16 protein-coding genes and 1 tRNA gene are annotated in these 19,464 nt (G+C 66.7%); 9 read left to right on the plus strand and 8 right to left on the minus strand.

What is annotated here, in order from left to right:
- Positions 1-13 precede the first annotated feature (13 nt).
- From RH91_RS11755 to RH91_RS11765, 3 genes are all read left to right on the plus strand, one after another.
- Positions 14-98 (plus strand) — tRNA-Leu (locus RH91_RS11755).
- Positions 99-163: 65 nt separating this feature from the next.
- A complete protein-coding gene (locus RH91_RS11760; RefSeq protein WP_010162958.1) occupies positions 164-751 on the plus strand; it encodes a hypothetical protein in 588 nt (195 codons plus the stop codon).
- A gap of 26 nt (positions 752-777) precedes the next feature.
- Positions 778-1,236 (plus strand): DUF1810 domain-containing protein, encoded by a 459-nt coding sequence (locus RH91_RS11765; RefSeq protein ID WP_010162959.1) that lies wholly within the window; start codon positions 778-780, stop codon positions 1,234-1,236.
- 75 nt (positions 1,237-1,311) lie between these two features.
- On the opposite strand, the gene RH91_RS11770 is transcribed toward RH91_RS11765, so the two are convergent.
- Complete coding sequence (locus RH91_RS11770) at positions 1,312-3,165, minus strand: ABC-F family ATP-binding cassette domain-containing protein (protein ID WP_010162960.1); 1,854 nt, start codon at positions 3,163-3,165, stop codon at positions 1,312-1,314.
- A 138-nt stretch (positions 3,166-3,303) separates the two neighbouring features.
- Here RH91_RS11770 and RH91_RS11775 point away from each other — a divergent pair, with 138 nt between their 5' ends.
- Entirely contained in the window at positions 3,304-3,759 is a 456-nt protein-coding gene (locus RH91_RS11775; protein WP_010162961.1) for a GreA/GreB family elongation factor, read from the plus strand.
- 306 nt (positions 3,760-4,065) lie between these two features.
- On the plus strand, positions 4,066-5,157 hold the full coding sequence (locus tag RH91_RS11780) for a glycosyltransferase family 4 protein (protein WP_037479378.1): 1,092 nt from the start codon (positions 4,066-4,068) through the stop codon (positions 5,155-5,157).
- Between the two features lie 26 nt (positions 5,158-5,183).
- Here RH91_RS11780 and RH91_RS11785 read toward each other — a convergent pair whose 3' ends face one another.
- The 7 genes from RH91_RS11785 to RH91_RS11815 form a co-directional block, all read right to left on the minus strand.
- Positions 5,184-6,488: a sensor histidine kinase gene (locus tag RH91_RS11785; protein ID WP_010215998.1), complete on the minus strand. Its 1,305-nt coding sequence runs from the start codon at positions 6,486-6,488 to the stop codon at positions 5,184-5,186.
- Between the two features lie 29 nt (positions 6,489-6,517).
- Positions 6,518-7,237, minus strand: a complete 720-nt coding sequence (locus RH91_RS11790) for a response regulator (protein WP_010215999.1) — start codon at positions 7,235-7,237, stop codon at positions 6,518-6,520.
- Between the two features lie 51 nt (positions 7,238-7,288).
- Entirely contained in the window at positions 7,289-7,795 is a 507-nt protein-coding gene (locus tag RH91_RS11795; RefSeq protein WP_029623806.1) for an EF-hand domain-containing protein, read from the minus strand.
- 174 nt (positions 7,796-7,969) lie between these two features.
- Positions 7,970-8,755, minus strand: coding sequence for a thioesterase family protein (locus tag RH91_RS11800; protein ID WP_010162967.1), 786 nt, complete (start codon positions 8,753-8,755; stop codon positions 7,970-7,972).
- Complete coding sequence (locus tag RH91_RS11805) at positions 8,752-10,269, minus strand: class I adenylate-forming enzyme family protein (RefSeq protein ID WP_010162968.1); 1,518 nt, start codon at positions 10,267-10,269, stop codon at positions 8,752-8,754. Before RH91_RS11805 ends, RH91_RS11800 begins: the two co-directional genes overlap by 4 nt.
- A gap of 207 nt (positions 10,270-10,476) precedes the next feature.
- A complete protein-coding gene (locus RH91_RS11810; RefSeq protein WP_010162969.1) occupies positions 10,477-11,169 on the minus strand; it encodes a glutathione binding-like protein in 693 nt (230 codons plus the stop codon).
- A gap of 41 nt (positions 11,170-11,210) precedes the next feature.
- Entirely contained in the window at positions 11,211-12,437 is a 1,227-nt protein-coding gene (locus RH91_RS11815; RefSeq protein WP_029623807.1) for a TCR/Tet family MFS transporter, read from the minus strand.
- Positions 12,438-12,749: 312 nt separating this feature from the next.
- On the opposite strand from RH91_RS11815, the gene RH91_RS11820 reads away from it, so the two are divergent.
- The 4 genes from RH91_RS11820 to RH91_RS11835 form a co-directional block, all read left to right on the plus strand.
- Positions 12,750-13,967 (plus strand): acyl-CoA dehydrogenase family protein, encoded by a 1,218-nt coding sequence (locus RH91_RS11820; RefSeq protein ID WP_010162971.1) that lies wholly within the window; start codon positions 12,750-12,752, stop codon positions 13,965-13,967.
- A gap of 108 nt (positions 13,968-14,075) precedes the next feature.
- Entirely contained in the window at positions 14,076-15,143 is a 1,068-nt protein-coding gene (locus RH91_RS11825) for an acyl-CoA dehydrogenase family protein (protein WP_010162972.1), read from the plus strand.
- Positions 15,144-15,358: 215 nt separating this feature from the next.
- Positions 15,359-18,136 (plus strand): TonB-dependent receptor, encoded by a 2,778-nt coding sequence (locus RH91_RS11830; RefSeq protein ID WP_010162974.1) that lies wholly within the window; start codon positions 15,359-15,361, stop codon positions 18,134-18,136.
- A gap of 124 nt (positions 18,137-18,260) precedes the next feature.
- Positions 18,261-19,464 (plus strand): RNB domain-containing ribonuclease (locus tag RH91_RS11835; RefSeq protein ID WP_157137010.1); only part of this gene is annotated, 1,204 nt, incomplete at its 3' end.

Genomic DNA, 19,464 nt, shown 5'->3' on the forward strand with positions numbered 1-19,464 from the left:
GCGGGTCTGGCGTGCGGGCGTGGTGGAACTGGTAGACGCGCCGGACTCAAAATCCGGTTCCGCAAGGAGTGTCGGTTCGATTCCGACCGCCCGCACCACTTTTCAGGCCGTCGCGTTCTACCACTGCGTTGTCGGCGCAGTCCGCGCGGTCTAGCGTCGTCGCATGCCCCGCGCGCTGAAAGTCTTTCGCACCCCGATCGGTTTCCACGACGCCTATGTCGCCGCGCCGACGAAGAAGGCCGCGCTCGCGGCATGGGGCAGCACGCACGACTTGTTCGCGCGCGGCGTGGCGGAGATCGTCACCGATCCGGCGTTGACCGAGGAACCGCTGGCGCAACCCGGGGTGGTGCTCAAGCGGTCGCGCGGGACGACCGCGGAACAGATCGCGGCACTACCTGCAGTCGAGCGCCCCGCGGCGAGCACGGACGCCGCGGCGGAACCGGAAAACGCGAAGGCAAGGCGTTCGGCACCGACCAGGGCGAACGGCAAACCCAGGCCAGCGCCGCCGCGCCCCTCGCCGCAAGCGCTGGAAACTGCCGAAGCGGCGGTCGCGGATGCGGAACGCCGTCATGCCGAGGAAAATCGCGCGCTTGACCGCGAGCAGGCTGCGCTGGACCGCAAACGTCGCGATCAGGCGCGGGAACAGGCTGCCGTGTTGAAAACACTGCGCGATTCGGCCGATCGTGCCAAGGAAACCTATGCTGCGGCGCTCAAAGGTTGGCGCGCTGCGCGTACTACCGGTGAGGCGTAGCGAACTAAACGCGGCGTGATACGTTGATGATGACAGATGCCGAGCACCATCAGGACAAGATAATGGCGCAGTTCGATCTTTCCCGCTTTTCGAGCGCTCAGAGCGATATGTTTGAAACTGCCCTTTCCGAGATACGGGCGGGCAAAAAACGTAGCCATTGGATCTGGTTCGTCTTTCCGCAGATTGCCGGATTGGGAACCAGTTCGACCGCGAACCATTTCGCGATCCGTACGCTCGACGAGGCGCGCGCCTTCATCGACGACCAGCTGCTGGGAGGCCGGTATCTGACCGCGGTGGAAGCGTTGCAGACACTTCCCGGGGGGAGCGCGGAGCGTGTGTTCGGCGGGGTCGATGCGATGAAATTGCGATCTTCGCTGACGCTTTTCGAGGCAGCGGGCGGTGCTGCCGTCATCGGCGACGCGCTCGAGAAATGGTTCGGCGGCGAGCGTGACGCGCGGACCCTTGCGCTGATCGACGCCGACTGAGCCTGGCTTCGTCGGGCGCGACGTTGGTTATCCCCCTCACCGCCGGGCGAGGGCCGAACCCCGCCCCTCAACCCCTCATGCGGTTTCCAGCGACTCGCTTACCTCGAACCACACCGCTTCCGCCGCGCCGAGTTTCTTGCTGATCTGCGCGTGTTGCTTGGCCAGTTCCGCCGGGTTCATCCGCGAGAGCCATGCTTCCGCCGCCGCAGGATCCGCCATCGCGCGGTCGACCGCGTTCAGCTGCTTGGTCAGCTTGGCGACCAAAGCCTCGGCTTCATGCGCCTTTTTCTGGAGAGCGACCGCGGCGGCCGAAATCTGCGGCTTGTCGTCCTTCTTGACCGCCTTCGACTTGGCGCCTTCGCCGCCACCGTCGCCGGCGAGCACGAAGGCGATATAATCCTCCATGCTGCCCGCATATTCCTTGGCGGTGCCGCCATCGACCAGCACCAGCCGGTCGGCGGTCAGCTCGACCATGTGGCGATCGTGGCTGACGAGGATGACCGCGCCGTCATAGGCGTTGAGCGCCTGCACCAGCGCCTCGCGCGCATCGACGTCCAGATGGTTGGTCGGCTCGTCGAGGATCAGCATGTGCGGTGCGTCGCGCGTGATCAGCGCGAGCGCCAGGCGTGCGCGCTCGCCGCCCGAGAGCTTGCCGACCTTCTGCGTCGCCTTGACGCCCGAGAAACCGAACCGCCCGAGCTGCGCGCGGACCGCGCCTGGCGTCTTGCCCGACATCATCCGCGTCATATGTTCGAGCGGAGTGTCGTCGCCGTCGAGTTCCTCGACCTGATATTGGGTGAAATAGCCGACGCGCATCTTGCCGCTGGCGTTCATCTCGCCGTCCATCGTCGGCAATTGCGCGGCGAGCAGGCGGGCGAGCGTGGTCTTGCCGTTGCCGTTGCGGCCGAGCAGCGCGACCCGGTCGTCGGGATCGAGCCGGAGGTTGAGCCGCTGGAGGATCGGCTTTTCCGCATAACCGACCGCTGCCATGTCGAGCGTGATCAGCGGCGGGCGCAGTTCCTCCGGCGACGGGAATTCGAACGACAGCGTCGGATCCTCCGCCATCGATGCGATCGGCTGCATCTTGGCGAGCATCTTCTGGCGGCTCTGCGCCTGTTTCGCGGTCGAGGCGCGCGCGCTGTTCTTGGCGATATATTCGCTGAGCTTGGCACGCTGCGTATCCTGCGCGGCCTTGGCGGCGGCGAGCTGTGCGACGCGCTCGGCACGCTGGCGCTCGAAACTGTCGTAGCCGCCGGTGTAGAGATGGACCTTGCCGCCCTCGAGGTGGAGGATCGTATCGACCACGTTGTTGAGCAGATCGCGCTCGTGGCTGATGACGACCATCATCGCGGGATAGGACTTGAGGAAGTTCTCGAGCCACAAGGTCGCTTCGAGATCGAGATGGTTCGACGGCTCGTCGAGCAGCAGCAGGTCAGGCTCGGAGAAGAGCAGCGACGCGAGCGCGACGCGCATTTTCCAGCCGCCCGAATAGCTGTCGAGCGGACGGCCCTGCATTTCCTCGTCGAAGCCGAGGCCGACGAGGATGCGCGCGGCGCGCGCGGGGGCGGTGTAGGCGTCGATCGCGATCAGGCGTTCGTGGATCTCGCCGACGCGGTTGGGGTCCTGGCTGGTCTCCGCCTCGATCAGCAATTCCGCGCGCTCGGTATCGGCGGCGAGCACCTGCTCGATCGGCGTGGTCGTGCCCGAGGGGGCTTCCTGCGCGATATAGCCGATGCGGGTGCCGCGCGGCATCTCGATCTCGCCGAGGTCGGGTTCGAGCTGGCCGATCATCACCTTCATCAGCGTGGATTTCCCCGCGCCGTTACGTCCGATCAGCCCGACACGACTTTTCGGGGGCAAGGCCGCGCTCGCGCCGTCGAGGATGGCGCGCCCGCCGAGGCGCACCGTGATACCGTTGATGTTCAGCATGCCCGACCGCGTAGCAGAATGTTGCGCCGCACCCAAGGGGCAGATGGGGGGGGCAGATCGGGGGGGCAGATTGGGGCAGGGTGCGCTGGTGGACATTCGCGGCCCGAGGCCGGATGATGACCGTATGAGGACCACCCAATGAGCGTAGCGTTTCGTCGTGATAGCGACGAGGAACATCTCGAGCCCAAGTTCGAACGGCCGATCGCGCCGGGGCCCAATCTGGTGACGGAACATGGTCTTGCGCTGATCGATGCCGAAGTCGCGCGGATCGATGCCGCGCTGGACCAGGCATCCGAGGAAGACCGCGTCGCGTTGCTCCGCGACCGGCGGTACTGGCACACCCGGCAGACGACCGCCGAGGTCGTCGGCCCTCCCGCGCCGGGCGAAATCGGCATCGGCAGCCAGGTGACCTTTGTACTGGGCGGAACCGAACGCACGGTCCAGATCGTCGGCGGTGACGAGGCGGACCCCGCGGCGGGCCGGATCGGCTTCCAGGCCCCGCTCGCGCGCGCATTGATCGGCGCGGAGGTGGGCGAGACGGTAGCGTTCGGCGGAAAGGCGGATGCAATCGCGATTATGCACGTGAGCGGGTGAAACGGAAACGCGGCGGTTGAGCGGGGACGGTCATCTCGTCCAATCGTCCTACGGCCAAATACGCGCTTTCGCAGCGTAGAGCATGATGGTAGGCGCAATCAGGTGTGAGCAGAGTGTAAAGTCGCGGTGCAAGCGTATGTGTAATGTCGATCAAACACAGCGCTTGTCGTGAACCGGCAGCCTATATCGGAGCTAGCTGGTGCCGGTGCTCTCGTGATCCATCAATCGTATGCCTTGATTCTGAATATAGAATTAGCCTTCTGGGACGGCCGGTACTGGGCCGATCCGTTGTGGCACAAGGACTTGATGCTGCATTTGGCAAGCATCGAGGCGCTGACGCTCGTCTGTCCCGCGCGAGACCTTCGTCCGCCGGCGGACTGGCTCGCCTGTTGTGACGACAGGCTGACGATCCTGAACGTCGGGCCCTTGTCCCGCGGCGTGGTTCTTCGGATTCCCCGGATTGCGGCACTGCTCTGGCGTGTCATCGGGCAGCATGAGATCGTCCACACCGGGCTTGCCGGCTGGCCCTTTCCACTGGGATGGATTGCCGCGCCGATCGCGCGGATCCGCCGACGATTCCTCGTGATTGTGGTCGAATCGAGCTTCTGGCGCGTCGTACCCGGAACGGCCGGGGTGGCGGCGCGCCTCAAAGCCCGCGTGTTCGAGGCCGCCAACCGGCTCTGCGTGACGTGGGCGGCGGCGACGTTTTTCACGACGGACGCGTATGCGGCGGAGCTTGGAAAAGGGGCGCGGGGGTACAAATCCGTTTCGCCGGCCACCTGGATCGATGACGCGACGATCCTGTCGCGGGAGACGATCCTCGCGCGGCAGAAACGTCCCGACGCGCGGTTGCTGTTCGTCGGTCGCTTGTCGTCGGCGAAGGGCATCGACGTGCTGCTCTCCGCAATCGCGCAAAGCGACGTGGTGGTCGACATTCTGGGCGAGGGCGATCGGCGCGCCGATTGCCTAGCGATCGCGGAGCAATTTCCCGAACGGGTGCGGTTGCTGGAGTCGATCCCCTATGGGCCCGGTTTCTTCGAGACGCTCGACCGCTACACCGCGCTCGTCGTACCCACCCTGTCGGACGAACAGCCGCGCATCATCGCCGATGCGTTCGCGCGCGGGGTTCCCGTCATCGCATCCGCGACGACGGGCAATTGCGGGTTCGTGACGCGGGACCATTCCGGGTGGCTCGTCCCGACCGGGGACTCCAGGAGCCTCGCCGCAGCGATGACACACGCGCTCGCCGACCCCGATTGCGCGTTGCAATATGGCCTCAATGCCCGCGATCGGATTGCGACGCACACGCATAGCGCGATGCATGAGCGGCGGGCGGAAGAGATCGATCGCGAATTCCGGATCGGGTTGCGACCGCGGGCGGTGCTGGTAACGGCATGAAGTCGCAGGCAACGCCGCATCGGCGCTTAACGTGGCAACGTGATCCGCGCGACCAGCCCGCCGCCAGCACGATTTTCCAGCGCGATATCGCCGCCGGCATCGCGGACGATCGATCGCGCTAGCGCGAGCCCCAGACCGATTCCCCCGGTCCCGCGATTGCGCGAGGTTTCCAGCCGGGTGAAGGCGTCGAACACGTCCTCGAACCGCTCCGCCGGAATGCCGGGGCCACGGTCGCACACTGCAATCTCCACGGCATGCGGCAAGGCTGTCACCTTGACCTCTGCGGCCCCCGCATATTTCAGCGCATTCTCGATCAGGTTGCGCACCGCGCGGCGCATCAGGCCGGGGCGCAGCCGCATCCGCAGCCGCGCGGCTTCCTCGAACACCACGTCGCTGCCGAGATCACGGAAATCCTCGACCACTGCATCGACCAGAGCGGCGAGATCGACCTCGGTCGGCGGCTCGCTCGGGCGCCCGAGCCGCGCGAGCGACAGGATGTCGTCGAGCGTGCTGTTCATCTCGGCGATCGTCTCGGCCATCTTCTCGCGGTCGGTATCGTCCTCGACCGACTCGATGCGGACACGCAGCGCCGCCAGCGGCGTGCGCAGATCATGCCCGATCGCGCCGAGCATCCGGTCCTTTTCGTCGAGCATCGCGGTGACGCGGAGCCGGAGCGCGTTGAACGCGGTGATCGTGTCGCGCACGTCGTGCGGACCGCGTTCGGCGACGGGGACGTCGACCTCGCCCGGCACGAACGTCCGCGCCGCTTGTGCGAGGTGCCGCAAGGGCTGCGAAATGCGGCGGCCGGCCCATAGCAGCGGGAGGAGCATGATCGCGTACAGGATCAGCGTCTGCGCGATCAGCCGCCACACTATGCCCGAATCGTTGCGCATCCACGGCAGGTTGAGCGCGAGCCAGCGGTGGTCGGGCCGTTCGACCGCGACGACCAACTCGCCGCCATCACGGAGCAGCCGCTCGACCCGGTCGTGGCTGATGAAGCGCAGTCGCGGATTGTCTCGCGTCAGCGGGATGACCTGCGTCTCGATCCGGCCCGGCCGGACCCCGGCCTCGACCAGCGCGGTACGCAGCGCCTGTTCGACCTCGCTCCTGCGCACGCCGCCGGGGGGCACGGGCGAGGCGGCGAGCAGGCGCAGCCGCCGGTTGTGATCGTTGGGAAGCCGCCCCGCCGCGATCCGCTCCTCGGCATCGACGATCCGCGCGACGGCGGGGGCGGTCGCCTGGTCGATCCGTGCCTGGCGCCGGTCCTGCAGGAAGACCGTGAAGTTGATCGCCTGCGCGAAGAACAAGGCGGCGGCGATCAGCAGCGCCATCTGCCCCGACAGGCTGCGCGGGAGCAGCCTCAAAGCCGCGTGACTTCGGCGGCCAGCGTATAGCCGCCGCCCCAGACGGTCTTGATGAGGTCCGGGGCCTTGGGGTCCGCCTCGATCTTGCGGCGCAGGCGGCTGACCTGATTGTCGATCGCGCGGTCGAACGCGGCAGCCTCGCGGCCCTGCGTCAGGTCGAGCAACTGGTCGCGCGTGAGCACCTGGCGCGGGCGGGTGACGAGCGCGTGCAGCAGGTTGTACTCGCCGGTCGACAGCGGGACCGACACGCCGTCGCGGTCGACCAGCGTGCGCTCGCCGGATTTGAGGACCCAGCCGGCGAACGCGAACGAGCCCGCCTCCGGCGCATGCTGGCGGGTGCCACCGGCGGCGGCGCGGCGCAGGATGACTTTCACGCGCGCTGCCAGTTCGCGTGGGGAGAAGGGCTTCACGACGTAATCGTCCGCGCCCATCTCGAGCCCGACGATCCGGTCGGTCTCCTCGGTCCGCGCGGTGAGCAGGATCACCGGGATCTCGCCGGTCTCGCGGATGTGGCGCGTGAGGCTGAGACCGTCCTCGCCCGGCATCATGATGTCGAGGATGACGAGGTCGATCGCATAGGCGTTCATCCGCGCACGCGCGCCCTCGGCGTCGCCCGCCTGAGTCACGCGGAAGCCCTGCCGCGTCAGATATTGCGCAAGCGGTTCGCGGATCGAGCGTTCGTCGTCGACGAGCAGCAGATGCGGCGTATCTCCCATCGGATCGGGGTTTAGCATGATGCTCCGCTCAAGGAAGGCCGGCCCGTCGCGCTACTGCGCCGGACGGGCCGGGGTGGGGGCAGGGGCGATCGCGTCGGCGGGGTCGGAGCGGGCACCGCGTTGCATGGCGCGGGCGCGTTCGGTCCAGGCCTGCATTTCGGCGGGGGTGATCGTCCCGTCGCGGTTTTCATCGATCCGGTCGAAACGGTTGCCTGCCTGGACGAGATATTCGGAGCGCGACAGTTTGCCGTCATGGTCGGCGTCTGCGCGGCCGAGCATCCGCGCGCCGGGGCCGGTCATCTCGTCGGCGGCGAGGAAGCCGTCGTGGTTGAGGTCAAGCCGGTCGAACCGCTGGCCCGCCTGCGCATCCGCCTCGGCGCGCGAGATCTTGCCGTCGCCATTGGTATCCGCGCGGAGCATTCCCGCCATCGGCGCACGTTCGGGGGCGGCGGCTTGCGGCGTGGTCGATGGCGCGATTGCGCGCGGCATCTGCTGCGCGGTCGCGGCGAGCGGCGCGAGGGTTGCGAGGATCGTCGCCGTCAGGAGCATCGTGCGCATTGCGGTTTCCTTCCAGGGCGTCGTGCCCGCATCGGTATCGTCGACGGTATCGAGGGTAGCTGTCGCGGTCGTATGTCGACAATCCGCCAAACTGTATCAAAGTGTAGCGTCGGAGACAGCGGAGCCGCGTTCCTGCGCCCCTGCTTTCGCGTTGGAGCAGTACCGTCCGTGCCGTCAGCCGAAGATCGCGACGCTCTGCATCGCCTGCGCGACGGGTTCGCCGTCCGCGTTCCACACCATCATCGTCTGGCTCGATCCGCCCGCGACCGCATGGTCCGATCGGGCGGACAGCAGCCACCAGCCGTCGGTCGTCCGCGGCGTGGGCGTGAGCAGGTTGACGATCCAGGTGAGCGAGCTGAGCGGCACGAAATCCTTGCCGAACAACTTGAACGCGGCGGGGGGAAGCGCATCGCCGATCGCCATCAGCTCGACCATCGGGTCGATACCGGTGTGGTCGCGCAGTCGCGCCCAGCGCAGCCATTCCGCTGCGCCTAGATCGCGGTCGCCATCCTGCTTGAGGTCGAGGAAATTAAAGTTTCCGGTGAAGAACTCGTCCGGGCCGGTGTAGAGCGTGGCGTCCGCCGCAGGCGGCGGAAGCGGTTTGCGCAAGGCCCCCTGAAAGTCGACGCGCGACGGGTGCCCATCCATGAACACGAACATCGCGCGATAGCCGAGCCCCGCGTCCGAGGTGATATCCGCCTGGATGAACGCCGCGGTCCGGCCGCGCCGGAGCTTGGTCGCGGTGACGGTGATGTCGCCGCTGAGCGGACCGATGAACGACACTTGCGCAGAGCGAAGTGGCGGAAGATCTGGCTCGACGCCTTGCGCCGCGTGGAGCGCGAGTGCGCTCGACAGGCCGCCATAAGCGGTGCGCCCTTGCAGCCAGTCGGTCGGCACTGCCGCACGGAAACCATTGTCGACCGGTGTGGCGGCGGCGAGGATCTCGGCGATCGGCGTCATGCCGGCAGCCGCTCGCGCAGCTCGCGCTTGAGCACCTTGCCGATCGCGCTGCGGGGCAACTCGTCGATCGCGTGGAGCGCGGAGAGGCGCTGCGTCTTGCCGAGCTGCGCGTTGGTCCAGTCGAGGATCTCGTCGATGCGCGCATCCACCCCGGTGTGGGGCACGTAGAAACCGACCGGCGTCTCGCCCCACGCTTCGGATGGCATGCCGATGACGCTGCAATCCGCCACCGCGGGATGCCCAGACAGCACGGCCTCGAGGTCGGTCGGATAGACGTTGAATCCGCCCGAGATGATCAGGTCCTTCTTGCGGTCGAGCAGCGTCAGGAACCCGTCCGCATCGAACCGCCCGACATCGCCGTGGCGGATGAAGCGGTTGCCCGCCGCGTCGAACCATTCCGCCGCCGATGTCGCTTCGGCGCGGCCATGATAGCCGGTCATCATCGCGGGCGAGCGGCCGACGACTTCGCCCATCTCGCCCTGCGGGACTTCGTTGCCGTCGTCGTCGATCAGCCGGATGTCATGCCCCTCGACCGGGCGACCGACCGTGTGGAGCTTGTCGGGATAGGCGTTGGCGACGAGCAGGCAGGTGCCGCCGCCCTCGGTCATGCCGTAATATTCGACCAGCAGCCCGGGCCAGCGCGCGACCACGTCGGCCTTGAGCGCGGCGGAGAAAGGCGCGCTGGTGCAGGTCTTGAACGCGAAGCTCGACAGGTCGAACCGGTCGAAATCGGCGAGGCCCATGATCCGGCTGTACTGGACCGGCACGAGCATCGTGTGCGTCGCGCGGTGGCGTTCGGCGAGCTGAAGGAAGCCGCGCGCGTCGAACTTTTTCATCAGCACGACCGTCCCGCCCCAGCCGAGCGTCGGCAGGAAGCTGACCAGCGTGGTGTTGGAATAGAGCGGCGTCGCGATGATCGTGACGGCTTGCGCGAACCCCGCGGCCTCGTTGCGGTTGATGTGCGCCCAGCGCATCGCGTGGCTCTGGACGATGCCTTTCGGCGTGCCGGTGGTGCCCGAGGAATAGATGATGTTGAACGGGTCTTCAGGCGCGATCTCGACCGGTTGCGGGCGCGCGCCCTCGGGGGCGATCCAGTGGCCGAGCGACTTGAGATGCACGAGCTTGCCGGGAATGCGGTGCCCGCCCATCGCGGCGGCGGCGTCCGCGTCGATGAAGGTGATCGGCGCGGCGCAATCCGCGATCATCGCGACGATCGACTCCGCGGTGGCCGACGGAGCGATCGGGGTGGCGACGCAGCCGGCGCGGAGCGCGCCCAGGAAGACGGCGGCATAGTCGATGCTGGGGGAACCGAGGATCGCGACCGCCGCTCCCTTGCGCACCCCGTCGCGTTGCAGCGCCGCGGCGATCCGGTCCATCAGCGCATCGAGCGCGGCATAGTCGATCTCTCCCCCCGCTTCGGCCAGCGCGACCTTGTCGCCATGTTCCTGCGCGTGCGCGCGGATCAGGTCGGGGAGGGTGGCGAAGTCGCTGGCGAGGAGGGCGGCGGCGGTCATGAAGCCTCGTTTCGGAATCCGGAAGTTCGAGTCTGCTAGGGGAGATGGGGGTGGAACGCCATACGGCATGTTCGAAAGCCACGCGGTGTCACGCATGCCTCCCGCCATCCGTTCGTTTCGAGCGAAGTCGAGAAACCCGCGCTGTGCCAGGTTTCTCGACTACGCTCGAAACGAACGGATGGGTTTGGGGTGGGCAGGGAAGCCCCCCTACCGCGTCGTCGCGGTCTGCCCGAACAGGATTTTCTTCGCTTCCTCGGTCATCGGCTTCTGCTCGCTGACCTCGGCTCCCTTCGCGTAGGCGGTGACCGTCGCGGGTCGCGCCGCGATCGCCTCGAACCAGCGCTTGAGGTTGGGGAAATCCTCGAGCTTCTGCCCCTGCCGCTCATAGGGCACGATCCACGGATAGGCCGCCATGTCGGCGATCGAGTACGTGCCGGTGATGAAGTCGCGCCCCTCCAGCCGTCGGTCGAGCACGCCGTATAACCGGTTGGTTTCCTTGACGTAGCGGTCGATGGCGTAGGGGATCTTTTCGGGCGCATAGCCGCTGAAATGGTGGTTCTGCCCGAGCATCGGGCCGAGCCCGCCCATCTGCCACATCAGCCATTGCACCGTCTCGGTCCGGCTGCGCAGGTCTGTGCCGATGAACTTGCCGTATGTGTCCGCCAGATACAGCAGGATCGCGCCGGATTCGAAGATCGCCACGGGCTCGCCGCCATCCGCGGGCGCGTGATCGACGATCGCGGGCATCCGGTTGTTGGGCGCGATCCTGAGGAAATCGGGCTGGAATTGCGCGCCGGTCCCGATGTTGACGGGCACGATGCGATAGTCGACCCCGGCCTCTTCGAGGAACAGCGTGATCTTGTGGCCATTGGGCGTGGGCCAGTAATGCAGGTCGATCATGCGCGCGCTCCTGTAATGTCGCTCGGGACATGGGGCAGTCGTCATGCCTCCGCAATCGCGTCCGGCGCGGGCGCGACACGGTCCAGCACTTTCCATAGGACGATGATCAGCGCGGCGAAGGCGAGCAGGGCGGCGAGCAGGAACGCCGCGCCGACGAACCCATGGTCGAGCCCGGCCGCGAGCGCCTGCGTCATCAGCAAGGGGCTGATGATCGTCGCGATGCTCCCGAGGCTGCCCAGCCCGCCCTGCAACGCGCCCTGCCGCTCCGGGCCGGCCATCCGCGACAGCAGCCCGTTGACCGCCGGGCCGACGAACCCTGACAGCGCCGCGAGCGGCATGATCGCATAGGCCTGCCACCCCGCGCCAATGAAGGCGAACAGCAGGAACCCCGTTGCATCCGCCGCCAGCCCGATCACCAGCGCGCGCCGGTCGCCGATCCGCGCGATGACCGGGCCGACCACCGCCGCCTGCATCACCGCCATCACCAGACCGATATAGGCGAGGCTCCACCCGATCGCAGTCGGGCTCCAGTTGAAGCGGATCGTCGCCCAGAATGCCCAGGTTGCCGGATAGACCATGTGCGCGAGCTGGTAGACGAAGCATGCCGCGAGCAGCGGCGCGGCAATGCGGATCGCGAACAACGGCTTGAACGCGCCGACGATATGCGCGTCGCGCCAGCGGAAGGCACGGCGGTTCTCGCGGCTGTGCGTCTCGGGCATGGCGACCGCCATCGCTGCGGCATTGCCGAGCGCGAGCAGCGCCGCCGCGATGAACGGCGCGCGCGGGCCGAACCCCGCCAGCAGCCCGCCGATCGCGGGGCCGATCACGAAGCCGATCCCGAAGGCCGCGCTGATATAGCCGAAGGCGGCGCTGCGGCGGTCGGGCGGGGTGACATCCGCGATCACCGAACTCGCCGGGCCGTACACCGCGCCCGCGATCCCCGCGACCGTCCGCCCGACGAACAGCCACGCGAGCGACGGCGCGACCGCCATCAGCGCATAGTCCGCCCCGAATGCGAGCATCGACGCGATCAGCACCGGGCGCCGCCCGAAACGGTCGCTGAGGTTGCCGAGCACCGGCCCCGCAACGAACTGCGCGAGCGCGAAGGCGACGAGCATGTACCCCGCCACCCGCGTCGCGGCTTCGAGGTCGATATGGCCGAGATGTTGCAGCAGCGTCGGGAACACCGGGATGACGATGCCGAAGCCGATCGTATCGATCAGCACGGCGGCGAGCACGATCGGCATGGCACGATTGGTTGCTGGCATTTCGCAGGTCCCCCCCGGGATGCGGAGTTTACGCGGAGTTTGCGCGCGCGCGACTCTTTTCATCACGCTGACGGAACGACGGGTTGTTTACCCTTTCGTCATGCCGGGCGCGTCCCGGCATCCACCGCAGCGCGCGTGCTGCCGCGGTCGCATGCAAACCGCGGTGGATCCCGGGCCAAGCCCGGGATGACGGCGAAGGGGAGCGTGCCAGGACTGGAGGAAAAGAGCGTACCTCCCCTTCCCATTTTCCCGAAACTATGGCATCGCGCCGCCATACCCGATCTTCAGTTTTTGCAACCAAGGACAGGTTTCATGGCAACCGCGCCCGAACTCGACACTCCAGCGACTGCGCTCGACGCCTTCCGCGACGAGGCGCGCGCGTGGCTTGCGGAGAATTTTCCGCCCGCGCTCAAGGGCAAGGACAATGCGATGTCCGCGCTCGAAGGCCCGAGCGATCCGTCCGCCGACGAAATCGCGTGGCAGAAGGCGATGGGCGAGAAGGGCTGGGGCGTACCCGGCTGGCCTGTCGCCTATGGCGGTGGTGGCCTGAGCAAGCCCGAGATTCGCGTCCTGCAGGAAGAGATGGCGCGGATCGGCGCGTGGAACCCGATCGGCGGGATGGGGGTGATGATGTTCGGGCCGACGCTGCTCGAATATGGCACCGACGAACAGAAGCGCGAGCATATCCCCGCGATCGCCAAGGGCGAAGTCCGCTGGTGCCAGGGGTATAGCGAGCCCAATGCCGGGTCGGATCTCGCCAACGTTCAGACCTTTGCCCAGGATGCGGGCGACCATTACGTGGTTAACGGTCAGAAGACCTGGACCAGCGGCGGGCAGTGGGCGGACAAGTGCTTCGCGCTCGTCCGCACCGACAAGACGCAGAAGCACGGCGGGATCAGCTTCCTGCTGCTCGACATGACCGCCGCCGGCGTCGACGTGAAGCCGATCCGGATGATCTCGGGCCAGTCGCCGTTCTGCGAGACCTTCTTTACCGACGTAAAGGTGCCCAAGGGCAATCTCGTCGGGCGCGAGGGGCAGGGCTGGGAAATCGGCACGCGGTTGTTGCAGCACGAACGTTCGAGTCTGTCGGGCGGCGGGTCGGCCTCTCGCCTGTTCGCGGGCAAGCCGGTCAACGCGCTCGCCAAGGACTATCGCGGGACGGACGAGCAGGGGCGCGTCAACGACAGCGATCTCCGCATGCGGATCGTCCGCCACGAGATGGACGCGCGCGCCTTTGCGCTGACGCTGCGGCGTGCCGCGCTCGAGGCGAAGTCCAACCAGGGGCCGTCCGCCGCGACGTCGATCATGAAAAACGTCGGTGCGCGGATCACCCAGGATCGCGCCGAATTGTCGATCGAGATCATGGGCATGGCCGGGCTCGGCTGGGAAGGCGACGGCTTCACCGACGCGGAGCTCGAACAGACCCGGACCTGGCTGTGGGGCAAGGCGGTGTCGATCTACGGCGGCTCGACCGAGATCCAGAACAACGTGATTTCCAAGCGCATCCTCGGGATGCTGGATCACCAATAATTCCAGTTAGGCGGCCGCGATGCGCGGCGCGCCGGAGAGGGGCGGGGTGAAGGATGGCTGAAGCCATTCTCCCCCGTTTTCTCACCACTATCATCGGGGGATAGCGACATGGCCGTACTAAACGACGAACAGACGATGCTGCGCGACATGGTGCGCGAATGGGCGGACAATGAATCGCCCGTCTCCGCGTTCCGCAAGATGCGCGGCGCGGAGCCTGCAGAACGCTATGACCCCGCCGCCTGGTCGACGCTGGCGGAGATGGGGCTTGCCGGGATCGTGATCCCCGAGGACTTCGGCGGAACCGGCTTCGGCTATCTCTCGCTGGGGCTGGTCCTGGAGCAACTCGGACGCAATCTTGCCGCGTCTCCGCTCGCCGCGAGCGCCGCAGCGGCGAGCGCGATCGTGCTGGGCGGTTCCGATACAGCGCGGAACGACTGGTTGCCGCGGATCGCCAGCGGCGAAGTCGTCGCGACGCTTGCGGTCGACGAGGGGCCGGTACATTCAGTCGATGGACTCGCCACGCAGGTCGTGGACGGCAAGCTGACCGGGACCAAGGCGTTCGTCGCGGAGGGCGACAGCGCGACGCTGTTCGTCGTTGCGGCAGCGGACGGACTGTATCTCGTCCCCGGCGACGCTGGCGTATCCCGCAGCACGCGCGTGATGGCCGATTCGCGCAGCCACGCCGAGATCCGCTTCGACGCCGCGCCGGCGGAACGCCTCGGCGATTCGAAGTTCAGCCAGCAAGTGGTTGATCGCGCTACCGCAATTACCTGCGCCGAAATGCTCGGCATGGCGGAACAGGCGTTCCATACCACCAACGACTATCTCAAGACGCGCACCCAGTTCGGGCAGCATCTGTCGACCTTCCAGGCGCTTCAGCACCGCATGGCCAAACTCTTCACCGAACTCGAGCTGATGCGCTCCGCTGTCGAGGGCGCGCTCGAGGCGATCGACGCGGGGCGGTCGGATCTCGACCAGTCGGTCAGTCTGGCGAAGGCGATCGCGAGCGATACGCTCAACCTGATGAGCCGGGAGATGATCCAGCTGCATGGCGGGATCGGGATGACCGACGATTACGATGCGGGCTTCTACATCAAGCGCGCGCGCGTGCTCGAATCGATGTGGGGCAATGCCGCTTTCCATCGCGAACGGTTCGCGCGGCTCAACGGCTATTGAGCGACTCTCATCCGTTCGGACGATGCCGTGGGATGAACATGGTTTAGAAGGTTCGTTCTGGCCGTAGCGGACGCATTCCCGATATGTCTTTTCTGCAACACAGCCGTCACATCGCGTCAACAAGCGGTTTTCCGTGCTTGACGGCACGTTCTGCAAGGGGCATTCGAGGATAGGGTACGGAGCCGATCAGCGCTCCGATCCGGGGAGAGATAAAGATGCCCAATACGCGGTATTTGGTGGCGTGCGCGCTTTCTGCTCTGGCGATCGGGACGGCCAGTCCCGTCCTCGCCCAGCAAGCGCCCCCACCTGCGGACACGCCTGCACCCGCGCAGGCCAGCGAAACCACCAACAGCCAAGACGATGCCGGGCAGGACATCATCGTCACCGCGCAGGGTCGCGCGCAGTTGCTCGCCAACGTGCCGGTCGCGGTGTCGGCGGTTTCGGCAAGTTCGCTCGCCAATTCGGGCGCGAACGACATTCGCCAGTTGAGCCAGCTCGCACCATCGTTGCTGATGTCCTCCACCGGGTCCGAAGCCAATGGCTCGCCGCGGATCCGCGGGATCGGCACGGTCGGCGACAACCCCGGGCTGGAAAGCTCGGTCGCGGTGTTCATCGACGGCGTCTACCGCTCGCGCGCGGGTATTGGTCTGAACGAGCTCGGCGAGATCGACCGGGTCGAGGTGCTGCGCGGGCCGCAGGGGACACTCGGCGGGCGCAATGCGTCCGCAGGGGTCATCAACGTCTTCTCGAAGAAGCCGAGCTTCACCTTCGGCGCGAACGGCGAGGCGACCTACGGCAATTACGATTATTACCGCCTCGCGGGCGCGGTCAACGTGCCGCTGACGCAGACGATCGCCGCGCGGGTCGATGCGGTCTACGTCAACCGCAAGGGGTTCTATAACGACCCGACCAACAAGATCGACATCAACAATCGCGACCGCTACTTCATCCGCGGGCAAATCCTGTACCAGCCCAGCGCAGACTTTTCGCTGCGGCTGATCGGCGATTACACGCATCGCAACGAACGCTGCTGCGCCGCAATTTATGTCGACAATTCGGTCAATCCCTCCGTCGGCAATCTCAACAACCCGTCGACCCCGCTGTCGCCGCTTCAGACCACCGGCAACAACATCATCAACGTGCTGCGCGATCTCGGGCAGCCGCTGTCGAAGCTGACCAACGCGGGCTATGACCGCAATGTGAGTGTCAGCCCGGGACGCAGCTTCGGCGGCATCACGACCGACAAGGGCATTTCGGGGCAGATCGACTGGCGTCTCGGCGGGATCAACCTGACCTCGATCACCGCGTATCGCGAATATAAGAGCGATCAGGGGTCCGATACCGACTATAGCCAGGTCGACATTCTGTACCGTGCGGCAGACGGCAATTCGGCGCGCCAGTTCAAGACCTTCACGCAGGAACTGCGGTTGCAGGGCAATTTGTTCGACAACAAGCTCGACTGGCTGGTCGGCGGCTATTTCGCGAACGAGGACCTGACCGTTACCGACAATCTGCGGTTCGGCAGCCAGTACGGCCGGTTCGCGACGTGCCGGATCGTGTCGGGCGGTGGCCTTGCCGCGCTCTACTCGCCGACCTCGCCGGGCTGCCTCGGCGCGCGACCCGCGGCGTTCGGTGCCGCCTCGCCGTTGATCTATGCGGCGTTCGACCGGCTCGACAGCATCAACGACAAGGGCTCGACGCTCGATCGCTACACCCAGAACAGCCGCAACTATGCGATCTTCACGCACAACATCTTCCATCTGACCAGCCGGCTCGATGTCACGCTGGGCGTACGCTACACCAACGAGACCAAGAAGTTCGCGGCGACCTTCGGCAACGACAATACGGCGTGCGTCGCCAACGAGGCCGCGCTGACGTCGCTCCTGTCCAACGCAGCCCTGGGGGCGGTGGCGCAAGGCCTGGTCGGCCTGTCGTGCCAGGGCAATTCGACCGCCGAGCTCAACGGCGTGTCGATCAACAGCAAGCGCAGCGAGGATCGTTTCAGCGGAACCGGCATCCTGTCGTGGCGGCCGTTCGACCACATGCTGCTCTACGGCAGCTATTCGCGGGGCTATAAGGCGGGCGGGTTCAACCTCGATCGCTCGGCGCTCAAGAACCCGATCCAGCTTTCCAACGGCGTGCTGACGACGACCTTCGCCTCGGTCGGCGGCGCGCAGGCGCTGGTCAACAAGCTGCAGTTCGATCCCGAGACCGTCACGTCCTACGAAGTCGGCGCGAAATACGGGACCGGGCCGTTCACGCTGTCGGCGGCGGCGTTCCGCCAGGAGTTCAGCAACTTCCAGCTCAACACCTTCAACGGCACGGTCTTCCTCGTCCAGAACATCAACGGCTGCACCAGCGGCCTGAACGGCGGAGACCGCGATCTCAGCGCGACCACCGGAAGCTGCCCGAGCGGGGACGTCGGCTACGGCGTGCTGTCGCAGGGTGTCGAGCTCGAGGCGTCGCTCGTCCCGATCCGCGATCTGCGCGTCAATCTCGGCGGGACGTATCAGTCGAGCAAGTATCGCAACAATGTCGTCGGCAACAGCAGCGGCGCGCCGCTCGATCCCGCACTGCGCGTGCTGCCGGGCAGGACGCTGTCGAACGCGCCCAAGATCGTCGTGACGAGCTCGGTCGCCTGGACCCCCAAGATCGGCGACAGCGGTCTCTCGGCGCTATTCTATATCGATAGCCGTCTGTCGGACAATTATAACACCGGGTCCGACCTGTTCCCGCAGAAGGCGCAGGACAGTTTCGCGCTGTTCAACGCGCGCGTCGGTTTGCGCGGGAAGGACGAGCATTGGTCGGTCGAGTTCTGGGGGCAGAACATCTTCAACAAGAATTACGCGCAGGTCGCCTTCAACTCGCCGTTCCAGGCGGGCACGACCAGCGCGCCGTTCGTAGACCCGCAATATCCCGGTGGCCGGCAGATCTTCTCGCAATATCTCGCCGAACCGCGCACCTATGGCGTGACGCTGCGGGGCAAGTTCTGATCGCGTAACGCGACATGTAAAGGCGGTTGTGTTCCGCCCACCTCATCGCCGCCGCCTGGAGTAAGCCCCGGGTGGCGGCGTTTTCATGGCTGGCATCGGCGCGTCGCTGCCCTATGGTCGGGTCATGCCCAAGCGTACCCCTAGCATCCCAAAGGGTCTGCCGACCCGCGAGCAGATCCTCGACTTCATCGCCACCTCCGACACCCCCGCCGGCAAGCGCGAGATCGCACGCGCCTTCGGGCTGACCGCGCAGGACAAGATCCTGCTCAAGGCCTTGTTGAAGGACATGGCCGACGAGGGGCTGATCGACAGCGCCCCCGGCCGCGCGTTCCACAAGATGGGGGGCGTGCCGAAGGTGACCGTCCTGCGCGTCATGGACGTCGACGACGGCGGCAATATCTGGGCGGTCCCGGAACGGTGGGACGCCGACACCCCTGCGCCGAAACTGCGCGTGCGCGAGCGCAAGAACGGATCGCTCGGGATCGGCGACCGCGTGCTCGCGCGGACCGAGGAAGCCGGGCAGGGCTGGATCGCGATCCCGATGAAAGTGCTCCCGCGCGGCGAGGAGCTCGTGCTCGGCGTGCTGCGGCAGGAGCCCGGCGGCATGTGGCTGCAGGGCGTGGAAAAGAAGGAGCGGTCCGAGTTCGCGGTGTCCGACGCGGGCGGTGCGCAGGCGGGCGATCTGGTGCTGGCCGAGAAGGCGGGGCGGCCGCCGCGGATCACGGTGCGCGTGACCCAGGTGCTGGGCGATCCGTTCGCACCACGCAGTTTCTCGCTGATCGCGATCCACAAGCTCGGCATCCCCGACGTGTTCTCCGCGGAAACGCTCGACGAGGCGGTGCGCGTCGCGCGCCAGCCGCTGGGGGACGACCGCGAGGACCTGCGGCATCTTCCGATCGTCGCGATCGATCCGGCCGATGCGCGCGATCACGACGATGCGGTCTGGGCCATGCCCGACGACGACCCCGCGAACGATGGCGGCTGGCAGGCGATCGTCGCGATCGCGGACGTGTCCTTCTACGTCCGCCCCGGTTCGTCGCTCGACCGCGAGGCGCGGCGGCGGGGGAACAGCGTCTATTTTCCGGACCGCGTCGTGCCGATGCTGCCCGAGAGCCTGTCGGCGGAGATGTGCTCGCTAAAGCAGGGCGTCGATCGTGCGGCGCTGGCGTGCCATTTGCGGGTCGGCAAGGACGGGACGCTCAAGAGCTGGCGCTTTACGCGCGCCGTGGTGCGGCTTGCGGCGAACCTCGCGTATGAGGATGCGCAGGCGATGGTGGATGCGGCTGGCGTGGGAGCGGTTGGGGACACTCCAAAGCCCCTCCCCTTCA

Source organism: Sphingomonas sp. PAMC 26617 (assembly GCF_000242835.1).
Taxonomy (GTDB): Bacteria; Pseudomonadota; Alphaproteobacteria; order Sphingomonadales; family Sphingomonadaceae; genus Sphingomonas.

Excerpts from the sequence above, each read along its gene's own strand:
- RH91_RS11815 (WP_029623807.1), bottom strand. The coding sequence starts at position 12,437 with ATGCCAGCAACCAATCGTGCCATGCCGATCGTGCTCGCCGCCGTGCTG.
- RH91_RS11825 (WP_010162972.1), top strand. The coding sequence starts at position 14,076 with ATGGCCGTACTAAACGACGAACAGACGATGCTGCGCGACATGGTGCGC.
- RH91_RS11795 (WP_029623806.1), bottom strand. The coding sequence starts at position 7,795 with ATGCGCACGATGCTCCTGACGGCGACGATCCTCGCAACCCTCGCGCCG.
- RH91_RS11830 (WP_010162974.1), top strand. The coding sequence starts at position 15,359 with ATGCCCAATACGCGGTATTTGGTGGCGTGCGCGCTTTCTGCTCTGGCG.
- RH91_RS11785 (WP_010215998.1), bottom strand. The coding sequence starts at position 6,488 with ATGGCGCTGCTGATCGCCGCCGCCTTGTTCTTCGCGCAGGCGATCAAC.
- RH91_RS11790 (WP_010215999.1), bottom strand. The coding sequence starts at position 7,237 with ATGGGAGATACGCCGCATCTGCTGCTCGTCGACGACGAACGCTCGATC.
- RH91_RS11820 (WP_010162971.1), top strand. The coding sequence starts at position 12,750 with ATGGCAACCGCGCCCGAACTCGACACTCCAGCGACTGCGCTCGACGCC.
- RH91_RS11805 (WP_010162968.1), bottom strand. The coding sequence starts at position 10,269 with ATGACCGCCGCCGCCCTCCTCGCCAGCGACTTCGCCACCCTCCCCGAC.
- RH91_RS11770 (WP_010162960.1), bottom strand. The coding sequence starts at position 3,165 with ATGCTGAACATCAACGGTATCACGGTGCGCCTCGGCGGGCGCGCCATC.
- RH91_RS11760 (WP_010162958.1), top strand. The coding sequence starts at position 164 with ATGCCCCGCGCGCTGAAAGTCTTTCGCACCCCGATCGGTTTCCACGAC.
- RH91_RS11780 (WP_037479378.1), top strand. The coding sequence starts at position 4,066 with ATGCTGCATTTGGCAAGCATCGAGGCGCTGACGCTCGTCTGTCCCGCG.
- RH91_RS11810 (WP_010162969.1), bottom strand. The coding sequence starts at position 11,169 with ATGATCGACCTGCATTACTGGCCCACGCCCAATGGCCACAAGATCACG.
- RH91_RS11800 (WP_010162967.1), bottom strand. The coding sequence starts at position 8,755 with ATGACGCCGATCGCCGAGATCCTCGCCGCCGCCACACCGGTCGACAAT.
- RH91_RS11775 (WP_010162961.1), top strand. The coding sequence starts at position 3,304 with ATGAGCGTAGCGTTTCGTCGTGATAGCGACGAGGAACATCTCGAGCCC.
- RH91_RS11765 (WP_010162959.1), top strand. The coding sequence starts at position 778 with ATGATGACAGATGCCGAGCACCATCAGGACAAGATAATGGCGCAGTTC.